Annotated in this window: 22 protein-coding genes and 1 pseudogene; 14 read left to right on the forward strand and 9 right to left on the reverse strand. The window is 54.6% G+C overall.

The features are described from left to right. From ACWFTY_RS05080 to ACWFTY_RS05115, 8 genes are all read right to left on the reverse strand, one after another. Entirely contained in the window at window positions 1–351 is a 351-nt protein-coding gene (locus ACWFTY_RS05080) for a hypothetical protein (RefSeq protein ID WP_447526289.1), read from the reverse strand. A gap of 14 nt (window positions 352–365) precedes the next feature. Beyond that, complete coding sequence (locus ACWFTY_RS05085) at window positions 366–1,358, reverse strand: type IV secretion system protein (RefSeq protein WP_447526290.1); 993 nt, start codon at window positions 1,356–1,358, stop codon at window positions 366–368. 288 nt (window positions 1,359–1,646) lie between these two features. Further along, window positions 1,647–2,351, reverse strand: coding sequence for a type IV secretion system protein (locus tag ACWFTY_RS05090; protein WP_447526291.1), 705 nt, complete (start codon window positions 2,349–2,351; stop codon window positions 1,647–1,649). A 39-nt stretch (window positions 2,352–2,390) separates the two neighbouring features. Beyond that, complete coding sequence (locus ACWFTY_RS05095; protein ID WP_447526292.1) at window positions 2,391–4,784, reverse strand: VirB4 family type IV secretion/conjugal transfer ATPase; 2,394 nt, start codon at window positions 4,782–4,784, stop codon at window positions 2,391–2,393. Beyond that, window positions 4,777–5,121, reverse strand: coding sequence for a type IV secretion system protein VirB3 (locus ACWFTY_RS05100; RefSeq protein WP_447526293.1), 345 nt, complete (start codon window positions 5,119–5,121; stop codon window positions 4,777–4,779). Before ACWFTY_RS05100 ends, ACWFTY_RS05095 begins: the two co-directional genes overlap by 8 nt. 5 nt (window positions 5,122–5,126) lie before the next feature. Beyond that, window positions 5,127–5,492: a TrbC/VirB2 family protein gene (locus ACWFTY_RS05105; RefSeq protein WP_447526294.1), complete on the reverse strand. Its 366-nt coding sequence runs from the start codon at window positions 5,490–5,492 to the stop codon at window positions 5,127–5,129. Next, window positions 5,489–6,154: a lytic transglycosylase domain-containing protein gene (locus tag ACWFTY_RS05110; RefSeq protein ID WP_447526295.1), complete on the reverse strand. Its 666-nt coding sequence runs from the start codon at window positions 6,152–6,154 to the stop codon at window positions 5,489–5,491. The genes ACWFTY_RS05105 and ACWFTY_RS05110 overlap by 4 nt, the downstream gene beginning before the upstream one ends. Window positions 6,155–6,387: 233 nt before the next feature. Continuing rightward, window positions 6,388–6,849, reverse strand: a complete 462-nt coding sequence (locus tag ACWFTY_RS05115) for an Lrp/AsnC family transcriptional regulator (RefSeq protein WP_447526296.1) — start codon at window positions 6,847–6,849, stop codon at window positions 6,388–6,390. A 422-nt stretch (window positions 6,850–7,271) separates the two neighbouring features. Here ACWFTY_RS05115 and ACWFTY_RS05120 point away from each other — a divergent pair. From ACWFTY_RS05120 to ACWFTY_RS05165, 10 genes and pseudogenes are all read left to right on the forward strand, one after another. After that, window positions 7,272–7,409 (forward strand): annotated as a pseudogene (locus ACWFTY_RS05120) (DNA -binding domain-containing protein); the annotation flags it as partial. 264 nt (window positions 7,410–7,673) lie between these two features. Then, window positions 7,674–8,432 (forward strand): LuxR family transcriptional regulator, encoded by a 759-nt coding sequence (locus ACWFTY_RS05125; RefSeq protein ID WP_447526297.1) that lies wholly within the window; start codon window positions 7,674–7,676, stop codon window positions 8,430–8,432. Between the two features lie 139 nt (window positions 8,433–8,571). Then, window positions 8,572–9,192 carry an acyl-homoserine-lactone synthase gene (locus ACWFTY_RS05130; protein ID WP_447526298.1) on the forward strand — a complete coding sequence of 207 codons (621 nt, stop codon included), beginning with the start codon at window positions 8,572–8,574 and terminating at the stop codon, window positions 9,190–9,192. After that, on the forward strand, window positions 9,189–10,058 hold the full coding sequence (locus ACWFTY_RS05135) for a phytanoyl-CoA dioxygenase family protein (RefSeq protein WP_447526299.1): 870 nt from the start codon (window positions 9,189–9,191) through the stop codon (window positions 10,056–10,058). Before ACWFTY_RS05130 ends, ACWFTY_RS05135 begins: the two co-directional genes overlap by 4 nt. Further along, the gene (locus tag ACWFTY_RS05140) at window positions 10,055–10,645 is read left to right on the forward strand and encodes a GntR family transcriptional regulator (protein WP_447526300.1); all 591 of its coding nucleotides are present in this window, start codon (window positions 10,055–10,057) and stop codon (window positions 10,643–10,645) included. Before ACWFTY_RS05135 ends, ACWFTY_RS05140 begins: the two co-directional genes overlap by 4 nt. 326 nt (window positions 10,646–10,971) lie before the next feature. After that, entirely contained in the window at window positions 10,972–11,553 is a 582-nt protein-coding gene (locus tag ACWFTY_RS05145; RefSeq protein ID WP_447526301.1) for an RNA polymerase sigma factor, read from the forward strand. A 78-nt stretch (window positions 11,554–11,631) separates the two neighbouring features. After that, a complete protein-coding gene (locus ACWFTY_RS05150) occupies window positions 11,632–12,084 on the forward strand; it encodes a hypothetical protein (protein WP_447526302.1) in 453 nt (150 codons plus the stop codon). A 64-nt stretch (window positions 12,085–12,148) separates the two neighbouring features. Then, window positions 12,149–13,494, forward strand: a protein-coding gene (locus tag ACWFTY_RS05155) for an IS3 family transposase (RefSeq protein ID WP_447524529.1) whose coding sequence is annotated in 2 segments (ribosomal slippage) — window positions 12,149–12,478 and window positions 12,481–13,494 — 1,344 coding nt in all. Because the reading frame shifts where the segments join, the coding sequence is not laid out codon by codon here. A 76-nt stretch (window positions 13,495–13,570) separates the two neighbouring features. Then, entirely contained in the window at window positions 13,571–14,224 is a 654-nt protein-coding gene (locus tag ACWFTY_RS05160; RefSeq protein ID WP_447526303.1) for a bifunctional 4-hydroxy-2-oxoglutarate aldolase/2-dehydro-3-deoxy-phosphogluconate aldolase, read from the forward strand. Window positions 14,225–14,235: 11 nt separating this feature from the next. Then, window positions 14,236–15,267 (forward strand): PfkB family carbohydrate kinase, encoded by a 1,032-nt coding sequence (locus ACWFTY_RS05165; protein WP_447526304.1) that lies wholly within the window; start codon window positions 14,236–14,238, stop codon window positions 15,265–15,267. A gap of 290 nt (window positions 15,268–15,557) precedes the next feature. Here the strand turns inward: ACWFTY_RS05165 and ACWFTY_RS05170 are convergent, their stop codons facing one another. Beyond that, the gene (locus tag ACWFTY_RS05170; RefSeq protein WP_447526305.1) at window positions 15,558–16,712 is read right to left on the reverse strand and encodes an endo-1,4-beta-xylanase; all 1,155 of its coding nucleotides are present in this window, start codon (window positions 16,710–16,712) and stop codon (window positions 15,558–15,560) included. A gap of 282 nt (window positions 16,713–16,994) precedes the next feature. Between ACWFTY_RS05170 and ACWFTY_RS05175 the strand changes: the two genes are divergently transcribed. The 4 genes from ACWFTY_RS05175 to ACWFTY_RS05190 are packed head-to-tail and all read left to right on the forward strand — an operon-like array spanning window position 16,995 to window position 22,584. Beyond that, on the forward strand, window positions 16,995–18,260 hold the full coding sequence (locus ACWFTY_RS05175; RefSeq protein ID WP_447526306.1) for an NAD-dependent epimerase/dehydratase family protein: 1,266 nt from the start codon (window positions 16,995–16,997) through the stop codon (window positions 18,258–18,260). A 24-nt stretch (window positions 18,261–18,284) separates the two neighbouring features. Continuing rightward, window positions 18,285–19,850 (forward strand): cellulose biosynthesis cyclic di-GMP-binding regulatory protein BcsB, encoded by a 1,566-nt coding sequence (locus ACWFTY_RS05180; protein ID WP_447526307.1) that lies wholly within the window; start codon window positions 18,285–18,287, stop codon window positions 19,848–19,850. Further along, window positions 19,847–21,676, forward strand: a complete 1,830-nt coding sequence (locus ACWFTY_RS05185; protein WP_447526308.1) for a glycosyltransferase — start codon at window positions 19,847–19,849, stop codon at window positions 21,674–21,676. The genes ACWFTY_RS05180 and ACWFTY_RS05185 overlap by 4 nt, the downstream gene beginning before the upstream one ends. After that, window positions 21,673–22,584, forward strand: a complete 912-nt coding sequence (locus ACWFTY_RS05190) for a hypothetical protein (protein ID WP_447526309.1) — start codon at window positions 21,673–21,675, stop codon at window positions 22,582–22,584. Before ACWFTY_RS05185 ends, ACWFTY_RS05190 begins: the two co-directional genes overlap by 4 nt. Window positions 22,585–22,726 lie beyond the last annotated feature (142 nt).

A 22,726-nucleotide genomic window follows, 5' to 3' on the forward strand; every position in this document is an offset into this window, starting at 1 on the left:
TCAGCAACTCTGATATACGCGCTTTGGCCGCGCGCTGCTGATGGGTGGGACTATGGTTTCGGTCTGTTCGCCGGGTCTTGTTTCGGGTTTTGCGAGCGTGGATGATTTGTTCGGGAACACGTCCACACCATCTCTTTCCGGTTCCTGTTCCTCGCTAGGCCTTTGCCCTGCGGGCGTTGAAGTTCCCGTCTCAGGATCGACGCTCGGCAATATGGAGCCATAAGGATTGGCGGGTCGGCGCTTCTTGCCATCGCACTTGGATAGCTTGGGCGACTTTGGTGCGGCGGCAATAGGGCTGGCAGGTATAGTGATTGCGAATACGGCAATCAGAACGATGAGTTGTTTACGCATGATTTGCTCCTTCATTAGGTTCCACGACTGACCGATCCAGATGTTCGCATTCGCGCTATGCCGCGTGCAAAACCCCGTTCGATGGCTTTGCTCGTTGCCTGCGCGCCGGTTGCACCGCGTCCGACGACGAACCCGCCTGCCGCTGCAATCGCCGATGCGAACTGGTTGGCGAGGGCAGGGCCGCCCCCGCCAAGTGAGGCAGCAAGCATCGGGATTTGCAGGAAAAAGAAAAAGCCGAGCGCATAGAATGCGAGAGCCTTGATCGCGGCCATCCCGATTTCGTCATTTTCTGAAATAGTGGCGATTATTGTCTCGCCGGTCTGAGTAAGAAACAGCGTCAGAACGAGCGCGAAGACGATCAGCATCAGATAGTTGATGCATGCACCCAGCCAGCCAAAGAAATATCCGCGCGTGGACTCGAACAGGAGTGCCGCGACAAAGAGCGGACCGACCACCGATAACAAAGCCAGTGCAAACAGGCCAAACGCGCTGATGACGAAGCCGATAGCAGCACATAGCAAGGTGGCTATAAGGACCATCACCACCAGAAAGCCCGAAAAGACGGCATAGCCAATATCGGGAAGCGTGCCTTGAGTTTCCTGATAATTCGCCGCGATCTTGCGCATAGTGTTGGCGGTTTCAAAGCCGGTGCCTGCCAGCTTGTCATAAAAGCCGCCAAGACCGCCAACATCCGCGCCGCCAAGAGCGGTGGCGAACTGGCTCGGTAGGCCGCCAAGCGCAAACATGCCGATCTGGGTTCCGTAAAGCGAGGTTACGGCAAAATAGAGGAACGCGAGCTGGCAGCCGCGATAGGCATATTCACGGAATGGATATTGCACAGCGCCGCGCATAATCGCGTAACCGAGCAGCGAAATATAGATCACGATGCCAATGCGCAGCGCGGGCGATACAATGCCGCTTATGGCAGCATATTTACCAACGATCGCGCCCAAGGCGGAATTAAGCGCCTCAAACATCGTGGTAAAAACATGATCGCTGAAATCCATATAGTCACTTGGTCCTTTTGGCGTGTTGTTATTTGGTGAGCTGGAGCTGCGACTTGGCGAATGCTGCTGCACGGCAGTTGGTCGTGACCACGGCAGGCTGCGCGCTTGCTGGGGCATTCGAACTTGCCCACCGGCGGCAAATTTCTTGCATCGGACCGATCTCGGCAGAGTTTGCAGCATAATATTGCCAAGTTCTGGCAGGGATATTGGTGTCCGCTCCGCCAGAAGTCTCAGACGCGGCGCACCCCGCGAGCAACAACAGGATCGTCAGGGGTGCGGCCCGCATTGTCATTGTCCACGGTAGTAACGGCTCGCTTCATCAAGCTTTTGCGCCAAGGCAGCGTGTCCTTCAGCAGCGCGAGCGCGTTCCTGTGCTCGTTGTTGCAAGGCGATGGCCTGCAAGCGCAGTTGGTCGTTCTGCATGGCGGCAGATTCGAGGCTCAACCGCGCGGTGAGATCAGCGACTTCCTTGGCGGTGGACGCGGTTCCCAATCTGCCCCGTAACTGATCCAGGCCTTGCGTCCGCGACGTAACGGCAGCGCCGATATTTTCAGCAAGCGCCGCATTGATGCCGATGTTGCGCGCATTGAGATCATAGTTGGCACGGGATTGTTCAGAGCCTGACAGCCCCAATTTGTCGAGCAAGCCGCGATAGACTTCATCCGCTTTGGCACGGCCCGCTCCGACAACATTCAAATCGCCATTGCCATACCCTCCAAGCGAGCCGTTCGAGGTATCGAGTTCACGCAATGCATCAGTTTTGAGCTGCTGGGCCAAGTTTGGAATGTCGGTTAGCTTGTTCAAATCCTGATAGAGCTTTTGCGCTTCGGCAATTTGCTCTTTGCCTTGCTGCACAATCTGAAGCGCTTGCCGGACGGCGTTGATTTGCTGAATCAGACTAGCGCTATCATGGACGGGCATGCCTTGGGCAAATGCTGGCAAAGGGGCTGCGAAAAGCAGCGTTGCACTTAGTAGCTTGATCATCTTCTTCATGACATTACCTTTCTTCATGGTTCAGCGACTTTGTTGGATTCAGCTGGGACGCCTTCGACTATGGAAGAGGGGAAGCCAGGTGGCAGGGTCGCTCCCGACCTCGGCAATGATTTCATCGACTTGGGCTGTGGTTTCAGCGCGGCCAGACAGGACCGCCAGCGCGTCATCGAGACCGCTCAGATCAAGTTCGACCACCACGCTGTCATGGCCTTGCTTCACCAGAAACTTGTGGCTTTCTGGTGAGAGGTCTTCGCGCACGAGTTTGAATTCGGCTTCTGACAGTGCGAACCCGTCAACATAATCGCGGCGAGCACCAAACGGATTGGGCAGCATGATCTTGGTTGCGACCTGTTCGAGGATCGAATGGCTTATATCGCTTTTAAGCGCGTCTGCTGGTGACTGTGTGGCGAACACCATAAGAGCATTACGCTTCCGGTAAGTTTTCAAGCCATCCTGTGCAAAACGCCGGAAGGCTTCATCGCCCAACGCCTTCCAGAATTCATCAATGCAAATAATCATCCGCTCGCCGGTCAGAAGCTGATCGATCCGGTGAAACAGATACAGCATGACGGGTGTGCGGATATCGGCATTGTCGAGGAAATCGGTCATATCGAAGCCGATGAACCGCGCATCCAGTGTCATGCTGTCATCGGGATTGTCGAACACCCAGCCTAGCGAGCCTTCCGACGTCCATTTTTCCAACCGCGCACCAACGCCGCTTGCATCCTTCATGCCGAGCATCGAGCGAAGCGCGCTGAGCGAGCGGTCAGCGACCGGCAGTTTCATGACTGCATTGATGCCGTCTTCGATACGCCGTTCCTCCTGGACAGAAATTGGCTTGCCATCGGCGCGGACCAATTGGCGGACGAATATCGACAGAAAGCTCTTGTCCGGGGCGCAATCTGTAAGAGCTTTGAGCGGGGAGAACCCGGTGGCGATGCCATTATGCAATGCGAGATAAGTTCCGCCGCTTGCCTGCACAAAGATTTGTGCGCCGCGATCCTTGTCGATGAATATCTGCCGAGCGCCGGTCTTTTCCGCTTGTGCCATCAGGAAGTTGAGCAGTACTGTCTTGCCGCCGCCAGACGGACCTATGATGAGTGTATGGCCTAAATCGCCCTTGTGAAAATTGAAGAAGTAAGGGCTGCGCGCACTGGTCTTGAGAAGCGCAATGGCTTCGCCCCAATGATTTCCGCTCGCGCGTCCGGCCGGGAAAGTATGAAGGGGCGAGAAGGCTGCGAAATTGAGCGAGGTGATCGGGGCAGGGCGCGCACGCCATGCAAAATTGCCGACAAGCTGTGACCAGTAGGCGGCTTCAAGCGCAGCGCCCTCGCGCGCCGCCACCATGCCGGTATCGGCTAGGGCCGCGCGGGCCACAGACATATGATCGCGCAGGGCGCGCATGCTTGTCCCGTATACGGCAAGCGTGAAATGGTGATCGCCGAGAACAAAGCGGTTTGACATGAGATCGTCGCTCGCATCAATCAGCGCATCGGCCTGGCTGACTGCGCGGTCGCCTGAATTTTCCATCTGCGTCATGCGCAGCCGAAATTTCTCGGTTGCAGCCGCTCGCCCGAGAAATGTGAAAGATTGTGTCAGTACGAACCCGAAATCAACCGACAGCAAAGCTTCAAACTGGCGTGGGGTGGTTTGCGCCGGATATTCGCGGATGCCGAAAATACCGCCAAAGGCTGATGTGTCGGCACCGCGAACCTCGATAGTTTCCGCGCCGAAAATTGTGCGCGCGCGGTAAAGCGCGCCGCCCAGATGCCCGCGCACGACGGGAACCCGGACGTAGCGTCCAGTCATGACCATGTCCGCGACTTCCATCGTTTCGGAAAACATCAATCCGCGATGTTCATATATCCCGCAGCGGCGCGGCTGACAGCGCGCCATGAGTTTTTCGAAATCGCGCGCTTTATCATCGAGCAATTCGACTAGTGCCTCGTCTATCAGCGGACCTTTATCCGCCTGCTTCGATACCTTGCGTTTGAAGAGCTGGATAATCTTGTCGCTTCCCGTTGCAGAAGGGCGAATGACAAGGCTGACGAAGAAGCGGTTGACGAACATCCGCTCCCGGTTGATCCGGCCAAAATAGGCGCGGTCAAGATCGGCAGCGAAACCAGATTTGAATGCTCCACCAGGATATTGATCGACGCGCATCCTGATAAGATGGGTCCATACTGACAGCCGTTCGTCATGCAGATTTCGAAGTAATCCGTTTAACTTCGTATGCCAGTCGTTGAGATCACGCACATCCGATGTCTCGAAGGCGCGGCCCTGCAATTCGAAGGTCAGCATGATGTCGCCAGAATCGAGCGCCACCATTTCTTCGTTTATATGGCGAGCATAGGGCAGAAACTTTTCAGGCGTTGCCTCGCGCTGCGCTATTTTTAGCGGCACAGAATTGTTGGAGGCGAGCAATCTACCCATGACGACCAAAGCCTTTGCGGCGTAAACCGGTCAGCGGCAGCGGTGAATAGCTGCTGCCGCCCCAAAACGCTCGGTTTCGGTTGCCCGCCTTGGTCCGGCCCCAAAGGAACAGCAGACGAAACGCATTGACATCGTGACGCACAATCAGCCGTGAGATTGAATAGCCGAAAGCCGCGATCAATGCGGCATAGAGCGGGCTGTTGCTTTGAATCAGTACCGATGCGCTCGCGATCAACAGTAACACCGCCGCTTCAATTGGAATCCCCGCCCAGAGCGCCGGGCGCGTCACCGCGAGGAACAGCGTGTTTTTGATCAGAAATTCGGTTTCATCGCTCATCGCCGTCAGCCCGCAATGAGGCCGACGATGGAATCCGCCGAAAAAACTATTGCGATGCCAATAATGACCGTCACCAGAACAGCGGTCGAGGCGCGGCCTGTAAACCAGAGTAGGCCGGTTACAATTACGGCGATGACTGCCAGCGTTCGAAGAAGGGTCGATGATAAAAGCCCGCGCACGTTGCTAGCAAAACTCTCTAGGTTTTGTGCGTAGGCTGGCTCGGGGAGCGCGAGCGAAATGAATATCGCAGACAAGAACGCTATGCTCCAGAACAGCGCGCGTAGGCGCTTGTTTTGAAGCTGGTTAGATTTCGCTGCACGGGATGTGCACCACACGTTAGCGCTGCTTGCCAAATTTAGGATGATGCTCATATGCTGCTCCTTTCATTATCTGCGAGAGCTTTGGTTACGCGTTCGTAAGCCGCACGCTCAAAGACGTTCCAACGCGGGGGCGGTGCAGGGCGAGGTGGCGCCAGTTGCGCCGCATTTTCCGCGACAATGATTGTCCGCAGATCGCCGCTTGTTTCCTCGATTGGTTGCGATGCCGTGGTGGTATAAGATACTTGCATATCGGCGATGCCAGCATTGCCGACGACCTTGGCGACATAGCCATTGCGAAAACCGCGCGTCTGGCTTCCCGTGTTATACATTGAAAGCGCGATCCGGAGGGCGGTTTGCGGATCGCGTCCGGCGCTGACCGCATTATAGTTAGTGGTAAGGACACGCGCCAAGGCGGCAACATTGGTGCAGGGGTCGAATACTGTTTCCCATGTCAGACCAAGCCAGCGCATGTTGCGCGAGTTAATCTGGCCAAGACCCAGATCGACCGAATAGCCCGATGCGACATAACGCCGCGCCGTGGCTGCCGCATCGCCGGCGTTGCTTTGCCGGGCGGGTTGCCGACCACCGTTTACATTGAGCGCGAATGGCTCGCCGCTGCTTTCGGTCTGGATAATCGTCAGCACCGTTTCGGGTGCAACACTTGGTGCGCATTGCGAAGCCAGTGCAAGCAAGGTAGCCGCAGAATAGGCCATTATGTGGTGCCGCTCCCTACCACGGTTTGTGATCGTAGATGTGCTTTCAAGTTCACTTTGAATTGCTCCCAAAGCTCTGATTTGGAGCAGTAATACTCTGCCCGACTATCGAACCATTGGTAGCCGGTAGGGGAATAGGTCAGCTATGGATTCACAAAGGCAGTTATAGTTTTTTGCCTTATTTACGGTGTGCCCATTTGGGTTTAACCTGCTATCCGGTCACGACTCACGGTCTACAATTTAGGAAGGCGCTGAGCGACTATTGAAGATTTAACTATTGCTGTGTCGGCCGACGAGAACGGCAGGAAACGATCAATTACAGTCTCAAGTTCCGCAACATCGTTCAAAATGAGCTTAGCAAGTAAGCAATCTTGCCCAGTGACGCGATCAGCTTGCACAATCTGCGGTGTTTCGATGAGCATCTGCGTCAGACGCTTCATTTCCCCTGGCATCGCGCGTATTTGGACGTGCGCCGCAATACCTCGACCAAACACTTTGGGATCGATCATAATCGTGTATCTTTGAATCGCGCCCGCATCTTCAAGTTTATGAATGCGCTCGGTTATGCTGGGACTAGACAATCCTATTTGTTCAGCAAGCTCACGAACAGTGATGCGACCATTGTCAGTTAATGACGCTATAATTGCTCGATCAATCGCGTCGATCGGTCGGATTACATAACGACTTCGGTTCATAATTTGCTCCAAAGATGTACAGCTGTCGAGGCATTCTTGCGAAGGCAAATCATGGTACCCGTTGCCTTTATCGGCTTTCGGACCACAAACTCTGCCAACGGCAAATCTACTCAGGGGCGGACCAATGCGACATACCAACTTCTGGGGATGGCTAGCTCACAATAAGTAGGTTTTAAAAGGAGCGGGCAGCTGCCGAAGCGCATGCGCACCGAGATTAAATCATTAAAAGGATGTAAGCAAAATGATCAACCGGACGACACGGTTAATATCCCGCCCCTCAAGCTGTATAGCTCAATTTGCGAATCCCGATGGTTAAAGTTGCAAAACATCAAGCTGGCATCCCAGCTAACGGGAGCGTCTGTTCATGAAGCCGATCGGCGTTCCGCTGCTGGGTTCGCGAAAAGACCAGTTATCCAAGATCTGATCTGGGGCGAGCAATAAAATGGAAATCATCATCCGAACGGCGACACGTGCAACGTCTGGTGAGCGTAGCACATCATCTACTGCGGCACGGTTATAGGGCGTTGCTCCAAACATCAGCCTATGCTCATCTTCGTTAATTTGAATAAGACATGCGGGTAAATCGATGTCCTACTTTGACAGAAACGGTAATAATATTGATAATTTGCTGATTTTATTTAGATTAGTTGCATGGTTTCCGAAGTAGCAGTGCGTACGCCAGTATCGATAGAGGGGTCGCAGCGCTCGCTCGGAATATAGGCTTAAACAAACCGGAAAAGCGGATTGGAACCTGCCGGCCCGGATAACCAGGCGATTGAACGGCAGCGTGTTGGTGACGCACCGCTAAATCGAACGGTTGATTAATGCGTGTTCGGATTGCTCAGGAGTTTGGCGCTTCATTTTTTGAAATCAAAACGGCGAATGAATTGAAAGATGCGCTCAAACGGGCTTCTCAGCGAATGGGCTTTGATCACTTCGCCCTCTCACTTGAAGCCCGAACGAGTGACGACGCTGATACCGAAATGCTGCTGCACGATTATCCCGATGAATGGGCGAAAGTATACACGAGTTTCGATCTTGCCGGCCGCGACCCGGTCCGACGAGCATGCGATAAGGCTTTTGCCGGTTTCGCATGGGAAGGTATCGGTCAACTCATCCCATTGACGCGAGGCGATCGGCAAATGCTCGCCGTCGGCAGGGAATGCGGCATTGGCGACGGCTTTACCATACCGCGACATCTACCGGGTATGGCCAAAGGCACATTCACATTTGCGGTTGCGCCCGACAGGAGCCTGCCGCATCGGTGGCTTGTTGTTGCGGAATATCTTGGTACGCTAGCGCTTGCTACCGCGCTGAAGATCAGTGGCATGGCGCGGCCAGTTGCACTCCCTAGATTAAGCGATCGGCAGCGAGAATGCCTGTTGTGGGTCGCCCGCGGCAAAACTGCTGCCGAGACTGCTATCATTCTGGGCATTAGCTCCGAAACTGTAATTCAACATCTGAAGATGGCGCGCGAACGATATGAAGTGCACTGCTCTCAGTCCCTGATCCTTGCAGCGATGTTCGATGGGCTGATCGGCTTTGGAGATGTCTTCAAGTGGCAGGGATATGTCAGAAGCTGAACTGGGACTTTTTTGGCCGTGCTTACCGGCGGCCAAGTTTTCCTGTCGACGCGCCCATTGCTATCCCCATTTCTTGGTATAGAGTCTATTCGCGCAAGCTGGTGTCATGTCTTCATCTTCAACATGACAGGTCAACTCTATGCTGCTCAATTCCTCCCAATCCGTGCTCCACAAATCGGATCCTGCTCTTCGGTCTATGTTCGAGGCCAGAAAAAGGGTGTTTGTCGATCTTCTGAAATGGGATGTGCCGGTTCTCGACGGTCGGTTCGAAGTCGACCAATTTGATACATCCGAGGCGGTATATCTTGTTTTGGCCGATGAAAGCGCAAATCACCGGGCGTCCGCGCGGCTGCTGCGCACTGATCGTTCGCATATACTAGGGCAGCTATTTCCGTCTTTATGCGAGGGGAATATCCCGTCAGGTCTGCAAACACGAGAAATTACGCGGTTCTGCATTGACCCCGCGCTCTACCGGACGGAGCGGGGCAGGACGCGTAACGAGCTCGTGTCGGCGCTCGTGGATCATGCGCTGCGTTGGAATATCACCGATTACACGGCCGTTGCCAATATGCAGTGGTTCCGCCAAATCTCGCGGTTCGGATGGAAATGCCGCGCGCTTGGGCCGCAGCGCTTGATTGGCACCGAGTTGCTCATTGCTCTCCACATCGAAATTGATGATCAGACGATTCCGCAACTCCAGGATAGTGGAATCTATTCACCGCCGCGATATCAGTCCACCGAAATGGCGGGGCTGCAATGACCTACGTTGTAGAAACCGATCAATGGCTGGATCAACTCGCGTCCGTTGGATATTGCATAATTCCCGATCTGCTTCCCCAGTCGACCCTTGGGAATCTGGAGGCCGATCTCGAGAGGGATTTTCAGCAGACGCCATTCGGGTACGGTGATTTTTACGGATATCGCACCAAGCGCTTTGGTAGCCTCCTGCGGCGATCCCGGTTTGCTGCAGATCTGGTTCGCGAGCCGACAATCATGGCGCTTGCGGAAACGATTTTGAAACCGGCCTGTGAGCGCATCCAGCTCAATGTTGCGCAGGCCATCGAGATCCACCCCGGTGAGATTGAGCAATTCCCGCATTGCGATCAGGATATGTGGCCGGGAGATAAAGGCGGCCAGCAATATCTGCTGAACGTCATGTGGCCACTCAGTCGCTTTACCAAGGTGAACGGCGCAACCAGACTCTACCCTGGAACGCACAAACAAAGCGTCGAATCGCTGGAACAACTCCCGGATCCGATGGTCGCAGAATGCCGGCCGGGGTCGGCGATCTGCTTTCTCGGTTCTACGATCCATGGAGCCGGCGCGAACCGGTCGGATGATGTCAGGCGCGCCGTCGTGATCGGTTACAGTCTGGGCTGGTTGAAGCCCTACGAAAATCTCTGGCTTGCCTACCCGCCGCATATCGCGAAGGATTTTGATCCCGACATTGCCGAACTTGCAGGATATACGCAGCACCGACCCAATCTCGGCAATTACGAAGGACAGTGCCCCTCGACACTCTTGCATGACATTGTGCCGGCCTTTCCCCGTGCCACAGATGCGCTGAGAGCGGACCAGCAAGCCGCCGTTCGCGAATTTGCAGACAGTAAACGTTTTGCGCCATGAGTCCGGCGCACGTTCTCGAACCCGCGTGCAAAAAGCTGAAGCATATGCTGATGGAAGGGGTTTGGCCGCCGGGTGAAAAGCTCGAAGCCTTGCGTTTGGCAGATGAGCTTGGGATCAGCATGACGCCAGTCAGGGACTGTCTGAACCGGCTAGTCGGTGAGCGGCTGGTCGATATGAAACCGGGAGAGGGCTACCGTGTTCCACACATTAGCGAAAAGGCCCTTCGCGATATGCTCGCAGTCAATGGCGCGCTTCTCGAATTAGCGCTTGTTGACCGGTCGGAACACTTGAGCGATGCACAATTTAAGTCTGAAAACAGCACCTATGCTGACAGGGTAGGCTCGTTCTTTGACTTCATCGCTTCCCTTTCCGGAAATATCATTATCATTGAAACCGTACGTTCGCTTAACGAGCGGATGCATGCCGTGCGGATGAAAGACCCGCTGGCATTTCCCGATGCTCTGCAAGAGATTGAGGAGTTGGAGCAGCTTTCGACTGAGCAAAAGGCCGGATTACGCAACAAATTGCACCTATATCATCAGCGGCGACGCGAGAAAGCTTCGGCGCTCATCGAACTCCTACAATGATCTTGCCAGGCCTCGTCTTTCCTCGATAACCGCAGTCACATTTGCATCGCTGCAAGTGATTAGCGGACAATCATGCTTGCTTGAATAGGGAAAGCGATACTTGCACAGTACCTCCTGTTTTGTTAGAAAAACTTCACGCAGTCTGAAACTTGGCGAAGGCTGCGCGGACAAAATCCGCCAACCATCATTCACGCTGGTCCGATAATGGACCGGGGGCCGAACCGAATAAGGGCTTCGCCAGAAGCCTGAACGGCGGCGTAGCGCTGGTAATCTTAACTCTCTGCATCTGCTGCGGGGATGATTGATCTCGCCAGTGTGATGGTTCCATGCATAAGACACATGTCCGAGAAAGCCGGACAGACGAGGCGCTCCCTGAGCGGGGTAACTGCAGCAAGTCAGGTCGACCCGATGATGCGGCGCGACAGACACTCGAGACAATTTTCCGCCATGAGCGCGATGGGTTGATCCGCTTTCTCAAAAGCCGGGTCGGACCCGAGCTGGCATGTGATATTGCGCAGGAGGTGTTCCTGCGCGCGGCCACCAGTCCGCAACTGTCCAGCCTCATCAATCCCCGCGGCTTTCTTTTATGCATCGCCCGGAATTTGCTGATTGATGCCGCGCGGCGGCAGCAGTGCAGAGTGGTAACTTTGCCACTGAACGAGGCGCGCGACGCGCACTGCGCCGCCGAACAGGAGCATGAGATTGAGGCCACCGACCTGATACTAAGCCTTGAACGCGCGCTGACGCAGCTCCCTGAAAGGACGCGCACGATATTCGTCATGCACCGGTTCGACGAGATGGCATATCGCGACATTCGCTACGCTCTCGATATCTCGATGGCTGCCGTTGAATATCATATGATGAAAGCGCTGTCGCATATTCGCATCGCGCTCGGCGAAGCGGTTTAGGCAATTCAAAAAAAGTTTCATCTGCAACTAAGGTCGCCGGCAATCTCTGCGTCTATCCCTGCATGGCCAAAATTTAAAATGCTGGCCGGAAAAACGATCAGGGAGATATTGATGCAGCACAAACATATATTTTCAGCCTTGTTGGCCGGAACAGCGCTTACCTTCGCAACGCAAGCAGTTGCTGCCCAGGAGGCAGTAACGGACAAAGCAAATGCACAGGAAGGGATGCCCGATCCTGCAGGTGCCGATGACAATATAACACCAGATCAAAGTGGGACCATTGTCGTAACGGGTTCGCGGATCCGGGGCGCAGCGGTTGCAGGCGATGTCATCACGCTGGGCCAAGAAGCCATAATCGCAGCCGGACAGGTCGATCTTGGCGAGGCCATCCGATCCTTGCCGCAGAACTTCAGCGGAGGTCAAAATCCAGGCGTTGGTAGCGGTGGCGGTCTGATCAACAACAACATTAATTCAGGTTCACATGCGAATCTGCGTGGAATTGGGCCGGTGTCCCCCGTCAGCATTCAATAGACAGACTGGCTGCATAAAATAAGCGAGTGTTTTGGTTTCATTGCAGTGACTGTAAGGAACGGAAATGAAACCAAAACACTCGAAAGCCCCCGCGGAGCGGGTGGTCAAAGATATCCGCAGAGCGACCCGCAAACAGTATAGCGCGGAAGAGAAGATCCGGATCGTGCTGGAGGGTCTGCGCGGCGAAGATAGCATTGCCGAGCTATGCCGCCGTGAGGGTATCGCGCAGGGCGTGTATTACAAATGGTCGAAGGACTTCATGGAGGCTGGCAAGCGCAGGCTGGCTGGCGATACTGCCCGCGCTGCCAATACTGATGAGGTGCGCGACCTTCGTAAGGAAGCCCGAGATCTGAAGGAGGTTGTCGCTGAACAGATGCTTGAGATGCGTCTGCTTAAAAAAAGCATGATCGGGGATGGGGAAGGCGAAGAATGAGATATCCTGCATCAGAAAAGCTCGAGATCATCAGGCTGGTCGAGAAAAGCCATCTGCCTGCCAAGCAGACGCTCGACAGGCTGGGCATCGCCCGGCCTACCTTCTACCGCTGGTATGATCTGTACCAGCGGTTCGGCGAAGAGGCGCTAGAAGATCGGCGTCCCGGTCCGCGCCGGGCATGGAACCGGATCCCGGAGGAGGTGCAGGACAAGATCCTGGATATGGCGCTGGAACGCTGCGAGCTATCGCCCCGCGAGCTGGCGGTGACGTTTACCGATGAACAGCGCTACTTCGTGTCGGAGGCCAGCGTTTACCGCCTGCTCAAGGCCCACGACCTGATCACCAGCCCGAACTTCATCGTGATGAAGGCCGCCAGCGAGTTCAAGGACAAGACAACGGCGCCCAACCAGCTGTGGCAGACTGATTTTACCTACCTCAAGATCATTGGCTGGGGCTGGTATTACCTGTCGACGATCCTCGATGACTACAGCCGCTATATAATCAGCTGGAAACTGTGCACGACCATGCGCGCAGAAGATGTCACCGATACGCTGGAGCTGGCTCTTGAGGCATCAGGCTGCGGGCAGGCGCATGTGCTGCACAAACCGCGCCTGCTATCGGACAACGGGCCAAGCTACGTTGCGGGTGAACTTGCGGATTATCTGGCCGACAAGAAGATGCGCCACGTTCGCGGTGCACCGTTCCATCCGCAAACCCAGGGCAAGATCGAACGCTGGCACCAGACCCTCAAAAACCGCATCCTGCTCGAAAATTATTATCTGCCCGGCGATCTCGAAGCGCAGGTCGAGGCGTTCGTCGAGCACTATAATCACCAACGTTATCACGAGAGCCTGAAAAACGTCACACCCGCCGATGCCTACTTCGGCAGGGCAGAATCTATCATCAAACAACGAGAAAGGATCAAACGAAAAACCATCGAACAAAGGCGATTGCAATACCGCAAGATCGCCGCCTAATATCAACCAACCAGATGGAACCAAATACTCGCCTATTTTAAACCGCCATATGTCTCAAATTATCTGACGACGGACAATGACCAGCGAAACGAACCAGATATTAGAGGCGAAATTTGCCGCTGCGCCGGTGGTGCCCCTGATCGAAGCCAGTGACCCTGCGGTTGCGGTGGCGACTGCAAAAGCGCTGCAGGCGGGCGGTCTCGATGTGATCGAAGTCGTCCTCCGTACCGACGCGGCGCTCGATTGCATGGAAGCCATTATCGCGGAGACTTCGGGCATCATTGTTGGCGCGGGAACAATCTTGACCGCTGACGATGCGAAGGCAGCTGCTACCCGCGGCGCGCAGTTCATTGTTTGCCCGGGACTGGTCGACGCGGTGGTCAATTTCTGCAAGGGAAATGATCTCCCGGTCTTCCCGGGAACGATGACCCCGGGCGAAGTGCAACAGGCCCATAATCTCGGTCTCGGAACGGTGAAATTCTTTCCCGCCAAGCTCGCTGGCGGCGTGCCGATGCTCAAGGCATTGAGCTCGGTCTTTCGCAATATGCGTTTCATGCCGACAGGCGGGGTGTCCGCAGAGAATCTGGACGAATTTCTTGCCGTGCCTTCCGTAATTGCGTGCGGCGGTAGCTGGCTCACGCCCAAAGCGGCGATCGACGCGGGCGATTACGATGCAATCACCAAGCTGGCTCGTGAAGCTGTCGCTCTCGCACGTGCCTCTAGACCATAAGGAATTTGGATATGGCAGAATATTTGTCATTTGGCGAAATCATGCTGCGGTTGAAAACCCCGGGGCACGAACGATTTTTCCAGTCACCCTCGTTTGAAGCAACCTTTGGTGGCGGCGAGGCCAATGTGGCCGTTGCGCTTAGCAATTACGGCCTGTCGTCTGGATTTGTGTCCGCACTGCCGGACAATGATGTCGGCGCTTCGGCGATTGGCGAGCTTAAACGCTTCGGTGTGGATACGTCCCATGTCCGCCGCTCGGGTGAACGGGTCGGGATCTATTTTCTCGAATCCGGCGCCAACCAGCGCCCGTCCAAGGTTATTTACGACCGTGCCCATTCGTCTATTAGCGAGTGCAAGCCCGGGGATTTCGATTGGGGCAGCATTTTCGATGGCGCAAAATGGTTACACATTACCGGTATCACGCCAGCGCTGACCCAGGATTCTGCTGATCTCAGTATAGAATGCGTGAAGGCGGCAAAACAGGCAGGCCTGACCGTTTCCTGTGATTTCAATTTCCGTGGCAAACTCTGGAAATATGGCAAAAGCGCGCCCGAAGTGATGAGCCAACTGGTCAAATATGTAGATGTCGGCATTGCCAATGAAGAAGATTGCCAGAAGTCTCTCGGCATCAGCGTCGATGTCGACGTTGAAACCGGTGAGCTCGACACAAAAAAATATGAAGCGCTGTCGGAAAAGGTGCTGGAACTATATCCCGACATGTCGACCATCGCGATCACGCTCAGGGAAAGCCACAGCGCCGACCGCAACGGCTGGTCTGCCTGCCTGCGCGACCGGGAACAGGGTTTCAAATTGTCCCGGCATTATGAACTGACCGATATTGTCGATCGGGTTGGCGGCGGCGACAGCTTTGCTTCGGCATTGATCTATGGCCTGAACGCCTATGACGACAAGCAACAGTCGCTCGAGTTCGCGGTGGCAGCAAGCTGCCTGAAACATTCCATATTGGGCGATTTCAACCGGGTCACGGTTCCGGAAGTAGAGAAGCTCATGTCCGGCGATGGTTCTGGTCGCGTGCAAAGATAGCTGCCAGATGTTGCTGAGCAAACTCAATATGTCTGTCGGCAGAAAGGCACCCGGGGACGGAAGCCAAAGCATCCGCGTCGCAAATGACAATTCCTCTCGCGAGCAGCAACTGTTCGAGAAATGCGTTCAGAGAGAACTTGGCGGGAAAAGCCTGGACGGTGGCAAGGGGATAACGAGTGATAAAGGAAAAGCCGATCCCCGGTCATAACGATCGGCTGAACCGACAATATGCTATTTCGGGCGACAGCCCCAAGCTTATTCCGGCCGCGTTGGCGCGTTAAGTGGCAGAATTATTGACGTTGCGGAGCCGACAGCAATGCATCGGCGATGGCCGTGCGCATTTTTTTCGGTTTCCAGCGATCATCATAGGGATGTCCCCGCAACGCCAGACCGTCGGCGCGGCGTTTATAGTCCGGATAGCCGGGGCGGTTCATATAGCTGGTCCCGTCGGTCAAAGACCATAAGATTATCTGTTTCACATTGGTAAAGTCCAGCGTCAGATCGAGATAGCCTTTGGTAAATGCGGCGGTCTCTGCGTCGCGGCGGACGGGATCCGGATCGTCTATATTGCGATCGCTGCAATCAAGTTCGGTCAATATGATATCCAGACCCATGGCTTTGATTTCCTGCAGGAAAAGCCGCCAGCCAATTTCATCCCGCGGCCTCCCCAGCGTATTGCCGAGGTGGCTCTGGATTCCCAAGGCATCAATCGGAACATTGCGCGACAGCAGCCGCTCAAGCAGTCGCAACAGCGCGTCACGATGCAATGGCGATGCCTCCCAGTTCATCGTGTCATTGTAAACCAGCTGCGCCTTGGGCGCTTTTGCTTTCATCATTTTGAAAGCGAGATCGATAAAGCGTTCACCCATCATCCGGTTCAAAGCCGAGTGTCGGATCTGCCCATTACGCGGGTTGATGGCCTCATTCACGACATCCCAGGATGTGATGGCAGGGAATGTCCGGCCAAGATAAGCAGCATGCCGCCACATGCGTCTGGTCAACGGATATCGTCGGCCGCGGCGCAATTCGTCGGCCATCTCGACGATCCATGCAGGCATGCGTTCATCATGATTCCATATGAAACAATGCCCGCGCGTATCGAGGCCGTTGTGCCTTGCGAATTTCGCCAGAGCCTTAGCCGGTGCGCTCTCCCGATTATTCCGCTCGGGTTCCAGATATTTCCATTTCAGGCTATTTTCTGTCGTGATGGTATCGCATTCGCGAATGATAAGCCGGGTCAATTTTTCATTGCCGAGCCATCGCGTCGATACCGTGCTCCCGAATGAAATGCCGCGGGTTGCGGCAATAGCGGCCAGTGAGCTGTCGGGGCTGGCGGCCGCGAGAGCCGGAAGCGGGCAGCAAAGCGCGAATCCTGTACCGATCGTACCGCGCAACATATGCCTGCGGTTGAAGACCTGCTCCATCAAGTTGGTATCTTGTCGCATGTCCAAGGTTAAGCTGATATGGCCCTGAAAAGTCAACGGCTATTGATTCTCAAGAAATTGTAATAAGTTTACAACGACTTATCTTCACAATTGATGAATTGAGCGAGCGTCACACCGGAATTCTCAAATGTAAACAAGTCTAACGGAATGTAATTTACCCTTGTTGTGACGAGCAGAAATCTACAGATCAATGACGCGCAGAGAGTTATTGCGCTCCAGTAGTAACTGGCCGGGATACTAGCCCGATTGAACAATAATATTTGAAGAATAGGGCCCTATCTTATGAACGGCAAAAAAATACTTGTGCTTGGCGGAGACGGATTCTGTGGTTGGCCGACTGCTTTGCATCTTTCATCCATAGGTCATGACGTCACAATCCTGGACAATCTGTCGCGTCGGAGGATCGACCTTGAGCTCGGCATCCGTAGCTTGACACCGATTGAGCCAATCGACGTTCGTGTCGAGGCGTGGGAAGAAGTTTCCGGAAACCGGATAAACTATGCAGTCATCGATATTGCCAAGGAATATCAGGAGTTCTCTGACTTTTTAGAAGATCTGCGGCCTGACACAATTGTACATTTTGCCGAGCAGCGAGCTGCACCTTATTCGATGCGCGGCGCGAAAGAAAAACGCTATACCGTCGACAATAATATTTCGGCGACACATAATGTTCTCGTGGCTCTGAACGATCTGGGACTGGACACCCATCTGGTGCATCTGGGGACCATGGGTGTTTACGGCTATTCCGGTGCAGGCTTTGAAATACCCGAGGGATATCTTCCAGTAGAAGTGGCTGATGACGAAGGAAAAAGGCATCAGCGCGATATTCTCTATCCGACAAGTCCCGGCAGTGTCTATCACCTGACCAAATCTCTGGATCAGTTGCTGTTCCAATTTTATGCGAACAACGACAAGATGCGCATTACCGATCTCCATCAGGGCATCGTCTGGGGTACGCAGACCGATCAGACCCGGCGCCATCCTGCGCTGGTCAACCGGTTTGATTATGATGGTGAATATGGCACGGTCTTGAACCGCTTCTTGGTTGAATCCGCCGTCGGCCATCCGCTGACAGTGCACGGCACGGGTGGTCAAACCCGCGCTTTCATTAACATTCAGGATACCGTTCGCTGCGTTGAACTAGCCGTCAACAATCCGCCGGAAACCGGGAGCCCGGTCAAAATCCTCAACCAGGTTGCGGAAACATTGCGTGTCAAGGAACTGGCGCAGCTGGTTTCGTCGCTCACTGGCGCTGAAATCGCCTATGTTCCCAACCCGCGCAAGGAAGCGGAAGAAAATGACCTTAATGTCAGCAACAGACATTTGCGTGCTTTGGGCCTTGATCCCATATTGCTGGCCGCCGGCCTGCTCGACGATACGATAGAGATATCATCGCGTTACAAAGACCGGATCAACCTTGCCAAAATCCCCGCCCGTACGGCCTGGAATGCAGACCGGTCCAATGCGTTGGACAATCAAAGCCGCGCTGACATCGAAGGCGAGGATCGCGAGCCACAGGAACAAAAGCAAAGTCAGCAAGCCGCGTAACAATAGAACGAAAAGAAGAATGAAATGAGATTAATCGGCGTAGGATTGCTGGCTTTTGTACTGGCGGGAGTTCTGATCCTGTTGGGGCAGGGCGGTGCTTTCAAATCCGGCTGGACCAAGCTCAGTGGTGGTGACCAGCAGCAGTTTTCCGACTATGAAGGTACGGCAGGCCAGGGCTCTGACACCAGTGGGACCAGCGTTTTTACGACGGGGCAAGACTCCGACACGCCGCTTATTCTCAGTGGACTGCCATCCTACGCCGGGCTGGTATTCCACCTGCCAACCGATGCTCGTCCGATCAGCGGACGGTATGAACTGGTATATTCGAGCCGCATCACTGAAGGCCTCGAAGGCGTTTTGCGCGTCTCGATCAACGGAGTCAAACGCGCCGATATCCTGTTGAACCAGAGCAAGGGGCAGCAAAAAGTCGAAATCGAGCTGACCGCAAGCGAACTCTCGACCGGTGCTCTTGATGTCGGGTTGAGTTTGCAGGGCCGTGGGGAGATCGCCCAATGCTCACCCAATGATTCTATCGCGGCTGTTGTCGAGATCAAGCCGGAAAGCGGATTGCGGCTTGAGCTTGCCAAAGCGGTCGAAACGACAAGCGACCGGCTCTCCCTTTGGGGTGGACGGGTTCCGGTTTCATGGAATAAACGCAAAGGCAATGAAGACGCATTGGTGACATTGGTGCATGGCGCCCGGCTCGTGCAGAAAGGCTATTTGCTGCATTTCGGTCCCAATGGTCTCGACAGTGCCGCTCTGACAAAACTCTCCGGCGAAGCGAAGCCTTATAGTGACGTATTTATCCAGCCAGCCTATCCAATTCCGTTTACCGGCAAGAATATCAATCAAGGTATGCGAAAATTCGATCGGCAGACTAGCTGGCGCTATCATTATAGCGTCACGGATTTGCCGAACCAGATCTTGCCATCCGCGTTGGATATGCGCTTGGTGGTGGGGCCAGCGGGTAATGACGCGCGCTATGACGTCACCGTCTCTCTTAATGATCATTTGCTGTTCTCACGGCGCCTGTCGCCCCAGACGGAGCGAGTCAGCCAGTCGATAGCGCTTCCCGCTGCGCTCCACCAAGCTGATAACAAGGTAGAAATATCTCTGGCGTCGGGCGATGGTAATCACAATCGCTGCGGTACGGACACGCAGTCGGTTGCCGAGTTGCTGCCGGAAACCGTTTTGAAAGGTGGAGGCCAAAGAGCCTCCGACAGTCTCTCTTTGTTGCGCACGAAATTATCCGCTGTTGATACGGTCGCGCTACTCGGCGAGATTGATACTGCGGTCGACGCTCAGGCCGTTGCGCAATTGCTGGGTCAGCTCGATCCTCGCGGATTATCCTTTGTAACAGGCCGGACAGCTGCAAAAATCCGCATCGTCAGCGGTGATATTGTCGCCGCGATTGCCAAAGAAGGTGTGCAACCCAATGACTGGATTGTTTACAGATCATTGGATCGCGATGGCGGGGTCGTTGCTCGACCTGTCGGTGAAATTGTGACGCTGCCCAGTTCAGCTGTCGCGTTGCTTGTTTCCATATCGGGAAATGATGGAGTTGCTGGTCCGGCAGGGAATGATGGTTGACCACTCCACTCACCAGTGATTCCAGGCGAGAGGCGCAATATGGATCGGTCGATAGTCGCCCACTAGGATTGGCTGCTTCGGTATCCCCTCTGCGCGTGCCGGCAATGCTGCTGACTTTTTGCCTGCTGGCGTTGCTTCAGCTATGGGCCTTCGGAACAGGCCAGCTCGATTGGCTTTTCCCCCAGCGGGATTATATATTTGTGCCTTATACGGGGCAGCATTCCATCGCTATCCGTACCTATATCGTTTCCTTTTACATCGCCTTTGCGTGTTTTGGCAGCGGTTCAGCCATTGCTCGGCTGCTTTTCGCCTTTGATCTTGTGCTGCGGTTTCTGTTGATCTGTTGTTTGCTCGACCTTTTGAACACGATCTTTCTGTCATTGGTTGGCGATCCCTATGCCCTGATAGTCGTGCAGATCATTGCCGGGCTGATTGGTTTCGCCTTATTCTCGTTGATGCTGCTGGAACGTGGCTCGATGCCTGAAAAAGTGGACATAGATATCGGCGAGCATAAAAATCTCCGTCCGGTGTTGCGTCTGGCATCGACCGCAGTGATTGCGGCGACCCTCTCTGGCTTCGTCGGTTATTCCGACTTTGCCGTGGTGGAAGGTTTGCGGGATATCACGTTGCTGGGCGGCATTGGCCCGGGCGTCCTTCTGTTTCTGCCAATGCTTTTCCTTCAGCTATATCTGATCAGCCTGATTGAACGGCGACTGGACGCAAAAGATGATTTTCGGTCGCCCGTCAGTATCATCGTGCCAGCCTTTAACGAGCGCTATATTATTGCAGAAACAATCCGTCATATTGACAAAGCCGCCCAACATTATGGTGAAATTGTCGAACTCATCATTCTGGATAATGGCTCGGCCGACGATACTGAAGCGGTTGCTAGACAGGCGATCGCCGAAGCTACCGCATTGCAGGGCCGGATCATTCACGTCGCGCAAAGCGGCAAGGCCCACGCTCTCAATCGCGGAATCGCGGAAGCCACCCACCCGATCACAATTCGCATCGATGCCGACACGCTTATCGCACCTGATAATATTACCCTCGCCGTACAGAATTTCTCCGACGAAGAAATAGGTGTGGTCGGCGGCATACCCTTGCCACCGGGAGGGGCGATTTTTGATCGTGCCCGGCTGGTCGAGGTTCTGGTGAAACATGGCTATTATTCGCCGGCGCTCAGCGCTCTGTGGGGCCTTGTCGGAGTACCCGGCATGTTCGCTGTCTATCGGACCGGACCTTTGAAAAGCGTCGGAGAATTCGCATCGGGGATGAACGGCGAAGATACCGATATGTCGTTGCGGATCGGCGAAATGGGTTATCGGGCGATTGTCGACCATCGGGTGCGCTATGTTTCAGAAGTGCCGACCAGCTTCGCCCATTTGCGCGAGCAGCGTCTGCGTTGGTTCCGGTCTGTCTATCATGTCTCTTCACGCTGTCAGGACATCATCACATCCTCCTCGATGACTATTTGCGGGAAGCTCGTGCTACCCTATATGCTTTTGAATTCGGCCCGCCGTGCGATGATGGTGCCGATCCTGTTGTTCGGCATATTTCAGTTTTTCACCGATACGGACCCGACCAGCCCGCTGGTCTGGCAGGCTATTGCTGCCGTCCTGATCGGCGCTCCAATGCTGGTGGCCATCGCCGCAATCTTGATCAACGGCAGGCCCGATGCGCTGTTGGGGTTGCCGGAATATATTTTGTTCCGGGCCATGCGCGCGTGGTTCACCCTCGAATCCGTTTTGACAATCCCGATCAACCGGACGGCCAAATCCTTCCGCAAACCTTCTCTCCTGACACAAAGCGACGCCAGCCCATGAAAACACCATTTCTCATAATCACGCTAGCCATCGGAGCAAATGCCAGCAGTGCAGCTATTGCAAAAGACGGCGAGTTTTTTGCCACAGCAGAATTGTCGGCAGGGCGGGATGTTGTACCGGCTGATATCATCGAAAACGGGATCGATCAGGATCGCATTGCGAGCGTTGTCGAGAGTGAAATCCGGCTTGGCTATGATTTGGGGCCGTTGCTCCTCGATTTTGGTGCAGATATTGCCGTCTATCCCGAAGATAGCCGGTTCAACCGCTATGCATTCGGACCGGGGCTCCGCGCCGACTTTCCACTGGGCGAGAATGAGGCAACAAAATTGCGGCTGGGTGCCGAATATAAATATGTTCTGGGTGAAGACGGACGCGTGTTTGACCGCCCGCGGGCGGAGGCGCAGCTGATTCACCGCCACTCCAAAGAACATACAACCACTGGACGGTTGCGCTATGGCTTTCGCAACCAGTCCGAGGATCGTTTCACCGGCTTTGATCAATCCGAGTGGCTGGCCGAATTGCGCCACAACTGGCGTCCGGACGGTGGTCCGACGTCGTTCAATATCTCGTTGCTTGGATTGAAACATGACGCGGAAGACAATCGCTTCAGCTATACCGGCTATGGCTTTCGTCTGGTCGGCAGCACAGCTCTGGCTGAAAAACTGACCGGTCTCGCCCGCTTTTCTGTTGTGCAGCGGGATTATGAGGATAATTTCTCATCCCTTTATCCGGTGAACCGGTCCGATACGCATATACGGGCGACCGCGGGTCTCGATTATCAGGCATGGGATCAGGTCTCGATATTTACCGAAGCCGGCTATGTCAGCAACGCATCAAACATTCCGGTGCGCGATTTCGACGGATTTGTCGGCCGCCTCGGCCTGCGTTTCTCGCTCGAAAGCAGATAGCCTGAGCCCCGCCGTGAGCCGATGGATTAATTTCGTGAACATCTGAAGCCTTTCTCCGTCCTAGAGAAGTTGCGTCACAGACAATGTTCCGGGCTAGGTGAAAACCGGCTCCTGCAAGCAGCCGTTCATTCGCAAACGCCCG

The sequence above is a fragment of the Parasphingorhabdus sp. NYA22 genome (assembly GCF_976973735.1).